This is a genomic window from Vibrio sp. Of7-15 (genome assembly GCF_022347565.1).
GTDB lineage: Bacteria > Pseudomonadota > Gammaproteobacteria > Enterobacterales > Vibrionaceae > NORP241.
The window spans coordinates 1-4,935 of sequence record NZ_JAKRGH010000057.1; the positions used below are offsets into that span (position 1 = coordinate 1).

At 44.7% G+C, this 4,935-nt stretch carries 3 protein-coding genes and 3 tRNA genes; all 6 read right to left on the minus strand.

What is annotated here, in order from left to right; all coding sequences use genetic code 11:
- Positions 1–10: 10 nt before the first annotated feature.
- The 6 genes from MHO82_RS25455 to MHO82_RS25480 all read right to left on the minus strand — a co-directional run bounded on the left by MHO82_RS25455 (position 11) and on the right by MHO82_RS25480 (position 4,914).
- Positions 11–86, minus strand: a tRNA-Thr gene (locus MHO82_RS25455).
- Between the two features lie 74 nt (positions 87–160).
- Positions 161–236 (minus strand) — tRNA-Phe (locus MHO82_RS25460).
- A 286-nt stretch (positions 237–522) separates the two neighbouring features.
- On the minus strand, positions 523–2,148 hold the full coding sequence (locus MHO82_RS25465; RefSeq protein ID WP_239189378.1) for a methyl-accepting chemotaxis protein: 1,626 nt from the start codon (positions 2,146–2,148) through the stop codon (positions 523–525).
- A gap of 647 nt (positions 2,149–2,795) precedes the next feature.
- Positions 2,796–3,974: a hypothetical protein gene (locus tag MHO82_RS25470; RefSeq protein ID WP_239189380.1), complete on the minus strand. Its 1,179-nt coding sequence runs from the start codon at positions 3,972–3,974 to the stop codon at positions 2,796–2,798.
- Positions 3,975–4,091: 117 nt separating this feature from the next.
- Positions 4,092–4,712, minus strand: a complete 621-nt coding sequence (locus tag MHO82_RS25475; protein ID WP_239189381.1) for a glutathione S-transferase family protein — start codon at positions 4,710–4,712, stop codon at positions 4,092–4,094.
- A 126-nt stretch (positions 4,713–4,838) separates the two neighbouring features.
- Positions 4,839–4,914: transfer RNA gene (locus tag MHO82_RS25480), tRNA-Asn, on the minus strand.
- Positions 4,915–4,935 lie beyond the last annotated feature (21 nt).

The following is a 4,935-nucleotide window of genomic DNA, read 5'->3' on the forward strand; positions in this document are numbered from 1 at the left end:
AACAGATAAATGGTGCCGACTACCGGAATCGAACTGGTGACCTACTGATTACAAGTCAGTTGCTCTACCTACTGAGCTAAGTCGGCACACTTAATTTTTATATTCAGACTTTATCTAAATATGAACATGATATTGTTTAACAGCACCATGTTGTCAAATATGGTGCCCAGAGGCGGAATCGAACCACCGACACGAGGATTTTCAATCCTCTGCTCTACCGACTGAGCTATCTGGGCGACGGGGTGTATTAAAAGGCTTTTGCCGTTTTAGGTCAACAAAAAAATACAAAAAAATGTTCGTTTGCTGAATTAATGTTCGATGCGCTGTTTTTTATACACTTATCGGCGGTGATTTGAACAAAAAAGAGAGGCTAAAATGAAATGGTCTTAGTGTTTTTTGCTGAAAGGTAGGAATGCATTGGAAGAAAATAGCCGTTTTTACTGCTTTGGGTAGGGAAGTAGACTGATAATAAAGAAACGCCCTCAAGCCTGAGAGCGCTTTTTTTCATCGTAAAGTCGAAAATTAGCGTTGAATGGTGAATTTATTCAGCCAGTTTTCAAGATCGTCTGCGAGCTGAGCTAAGCTTTCTGTGCTTTGTTGGCTTTGCGTAGCCAGTGAAGTGAGTTTGAAGCCGCTTTCTTCAATTAAGTTGATGCGCTCGGAAATATCTTCACCCACTTGGGTTTGCTCTCCGGCTGCGCCTGCAATTTGGTGGCTCATATCGGTGATCACGGTTAAAGCAGATACAATTTGTTGCAACGCTTCTGCTGCGTTCTTTGATTCCAGTACCGTGCTTTGGCTGGTTTCTTCACAGACTTCCATGCTGGAAATCGCGTTATGAGAACCTGTTTGTAGGTTACTGATCATCTGCTGGATTTCTTTGGTACTGCCTTGAGTGCGTCCTGCTAAGTTACGAACTTCGTCGGCAACGACCGCAAAACCACGTCCTTGCTCCCCAGCTCGTGCTGCTTCAATGGCGGCATTGAGTGCGAGTAAATTGGTTTGCTCGGCAATATCGCCAATCACATCCAGTACTTTAACAATGTTGTTTACTTCGCTATCTAGCTGGCCTACGGCTTCGGTGGCCGTATTTAATTGCTGTGCTAAGCCTTCAATGTTGTGAACTGTGGTTTGGATTAATTGCTGAGATAACTGACTTTGTTTGTCTGCTTCATCGGTATTTAAAGCCGTTTCTCTTGCTGATTCGGCAACGCTATGAGCAGAAGAAGACATCTCTGTCATGGCTGTGGCGATCATTTCGGTTTCTTGCTGTTGGCCTTGAGTCAATCTGTCTACTTCATTGGCTCGAACCTGTACTGATTCCAACTCTTGGCGTAAGTTAAACATGGAAGTCGTTAGGTGATTGACCATATCGGCCAGAGAGCGGCTCATGGTTTGAATTGCGTGGTAGACGCTGCCTTCTTGGGCTTCTCGATCGTAGTTGGTTAACAGGTTACCTTTTGCGACGGTTTGCACGGCATTGAGTACTTCTGCTGGTTCACCACCAAGCAGGTTTAACATGCGTTTCATAGCGGTAAGCAAGAGTGCGAAAATGACTCCAGCAATAAGAAGGCATAAAACCAGCTGCCATTGAGCGGTAGACCAAAAGCGTGCGTTTACTTCATTAAAGCCAATACCTGTACCAACAACCCAGCCCCAGCGAGGAGTTTTTTCTGCAATAGAGAGCTTTTCTTCAATAGTGCCATCCGCGAGCTTTTGGGTCCAAGTGTACTCCGCGATGCGGCCGGGGTTACTGTTCACAGCAGTCAGCAGTATTTGGCCTACGCTGTTACCAGAGCCGTCACGAAAGTCGTGAAAGCTGGTGCCATGTAACTGAGGGTCTAGCGGTGTGGCAATGAAGTTAAGTTTTTCATCTGCTACGTAGACGTATTCACTGTCACTGTAGATATTGTTACGTAATAAGCGAGTGGCAACGTCTTTAGCTTCTTCATCAGACAATTGGCCTTGTGCTGCCATTTGCTCAAGCTCAGTTAGGATACTGTAAGTACTTTTAAAAAGTTGGGTAACTCGAGCTTGGTTATCATTGCTACTTGCAACACGAAGGGTCCAGAGGCCAGTGACAGTCATTGCTACAAGGGCAATGAGTATAATGCTCGCGAGTAAATAAGATTGGGTTTTTAACTTCATGATATCCCCGTTGAATTAGTTCATTGCTCATATCGTAAATGAATGGTGTTGACTGCTCGTGTGCGACAGTTTGATCAAGTGATGTATTCCGCTAGCCAAGTAAAAATATTTATTTATTAGGTCGAAATAAATAAGTCACAACTTATAAGGCATATGGATGACTTGGAGTAGGAATTCTTTTTTATTTTTTGACGTGAAATAACATTTTAATGTGAAATTGTGAGCTTTGTTCTCAAAAGTGGGATCTAAAATTGGTTGGAATGGGATCTTGTTAAAGTTTTACTCTTGAACAGGATTTGGACCAGACGGTATAGAGGCTCATTCTTTATGTAATTAAAGAGAATGCTTAGGTGGAAGAAATTTTTAGGAAGGGGCTCGAAAGCCTTTGAGCATATGGTCTTATTAAGCCAAACCGGGAATGAAGCCTAGCCGTTTTATGAAGAACTTTCTGCCTCAACTTTAATTTTACTAAGCAAAATAACTTGGTGTGCAACCTCGATAAATAGGTCACCACTTTTAGTTAATTAATGGTGTAGCTGAAGTGTAAGGTAAAGGTATTAGATCAGTGATGTCATCGAGATAGTTGTAGGCCCAGGCTAGACGTTATGATGAGTGCTTAGCCTAGGCAGCAATTGTTTGATGAAAGGTTAAGTAAATAGTTGATACAGCTGGTGGGCGGAGATACCAGCAACAAGGCCGCCTGCCGTGTGAGCTATGATGGCTCGTGAGGTCAGTGCACGGTAGCCCAGTGCATCTAACATTGCAGTATGAGTACTTAAAAAACCACTCCAGCACATGCCCATCGCAGTAAAGACCGCAATTTCATTACCGCCTACAAAGCCTTTGGCAATAAATGGGGGAACCAGCGACATTGCCGCTCCTACTGCACCGAGGGAGGTTGCCAGAAAAGCAACCAGTTCAGGGTGGTTGAACCCAAATAATAACTCAAATAACCAGTCTACTTTGGCAGCAAGTACAGGTAGCAGGGCCACGCCTTCAAAAGCTGCCCCTGTATAGCCTTGTTCACTTGGGCCAAAGGTAAGCAGCATGACAAAAGTACTGATAATAAGCACACCAGGGATCACCGCGATGCCTAGCTCGACCCCGGCTTTACCACCATCCAGTAACGAGTTAAGAACACGAAGCCAAGCCGGTTGATGCTCGGTTTCTGTTGATTCCGTTGGGCTATCAGTTGCATCATTATTTGAAGCCTTTGCTGGCTCATCTAATAGCTCATCCCCCACAATGGGTTTGATCATGTATTGCATGAAGCGCGTGGAGACCATGCTACCGATGATAGCCCCTAATAAACCGATCATGGCGGCTTTGAGGGTATTTTCTCCACTATCAATTTGTAAAGTAGCCATAAAGGTAACCACGATCAGCCCCATACCAAAGGCCGTGCCAAAGTTCGTAAGGGAGATCAGTTGCCATGGAGTAAAGCCTTGGCGAAATTGTTTATCTTTAGCAAGGCTGATCACCGCTGGGTTGTCTGAAAAAAACGTCATCAGAGCGGCGAGGGCGGTTCTACCGGGTAAACGGAAAATAGGTTTCATTAAGGGAGACAGCAGCACTTCAAGTAATCGAATTACCCCAAACTCGCTTAAGAGCTGACTGAGGGCTCCTGATAGGACCGTAATGCCCATAATGAAGAGAACTGTATTGAGCAGCAGTTGGTGTGCTGTGTTAAATAGGGTATTGACCATCGCAGAGAGCCCCATTTGATGGCCTAGATAGCCAAAGAGGGAACCTAGGACTAAAAGGACAATAATCGGTTCTAGCCATTGTTTTAAAGAAGCGGGCTGTGTTTGTGTTCGAGATGTCATAGGGAACTTAGTGTGGAAGGGAGTCACACGGTATTAAAAATGGGAAGGCCAGTATTATACCTTAGCTCCTTCAAGATGCCATCTGCACCTTGAAGCAGTGAGAAAGTAGCAGAGAGGCTAGCTGTGTGATTGCTCTTTTTCGAGTGCTTTTTTCATGGCAGAGCGCGCGCTCATGGTTTGTCGGTAAGTCTCAAGATTTTCAGGTAATACCTGCTCAAATTTAACAGCCCAGTTGAGTGTGTGACACAATAAGACATCCGCAACTTGTGGCGATTCACCAAAGAGATACGTTGATGATGGTAGCCTTCCCGAAGCAGTTGTCGCTGCTTTGTTAAATTCCCATTGAGCGGTGGCAAGCATTTCGGGAATACGTTGTTCTTTAGGAAGTGCAAATTTATGTTTACCAATGCTCCATAAGGCTTGCTCTAACTCGGAAATAATAAAACTGACCCACTGGTGGTGGCGCGCAGAGTCTGCACTACCTGAAGCTGGTAGCCATTTTCCTTGTCCGTACTTCTCCGCTAAATATAAACAGATAGCCGCTGATTCGTTTAGGTGGAGATCTCCATCTTGCAGAGCGGGTACTTTACCTTCGGGACTGATTGCTAAAAAATCAGGGGCACGATTCTCGCCTTGGCTAAAATTGATGAACTTGTAACTCCAATCAAGCTGAAGTTCTTCCAGTAACCAAGAGACACGTAGTGAGCGTGAGCGGGGGATGCCATATAAAGTGATCATGTTTGCCTATTCCATTAGTGAATGTGCAAAAAGAATAGCAATAAACAAGAATAGAGAAGTAAGAGGAGATCACGCTGCAAGCGTTAGGTATAAAAAAAGCCTCATCGTGAGATGAGGCTTTTAGTATGGCTCCCTGTGCTGGACTTGAACCAGCGACATACGGATTAACAGTCCGCCGTTCTACCGACTGAACTAACAGGGAATTGTATGGTGCCCAGAGGCG

Coding starts and splice junctions, on each gene's coding strand:
- MHO82_RS25475 (WP_239189381.1), bottom strand. CDS start 4,712: ATGATCACTTTATATGGCATCCCCCGCTCACGCTCACTACGTGTCTCT.
- MHO82_RS25470 (WP_239189380.1), bottom strand. CDS start 3,974: ATGACATCTCGAACACAAACACAGCCCGCTTCTTTAAAACAATGGCTA.
- MHO82_RS25465 (WP_239189378.1), bottom strand. CDS start 2,148: ATGAAGTTAAAAACCCAATCTTATTTACTCGCGAGCATTATACTCATT.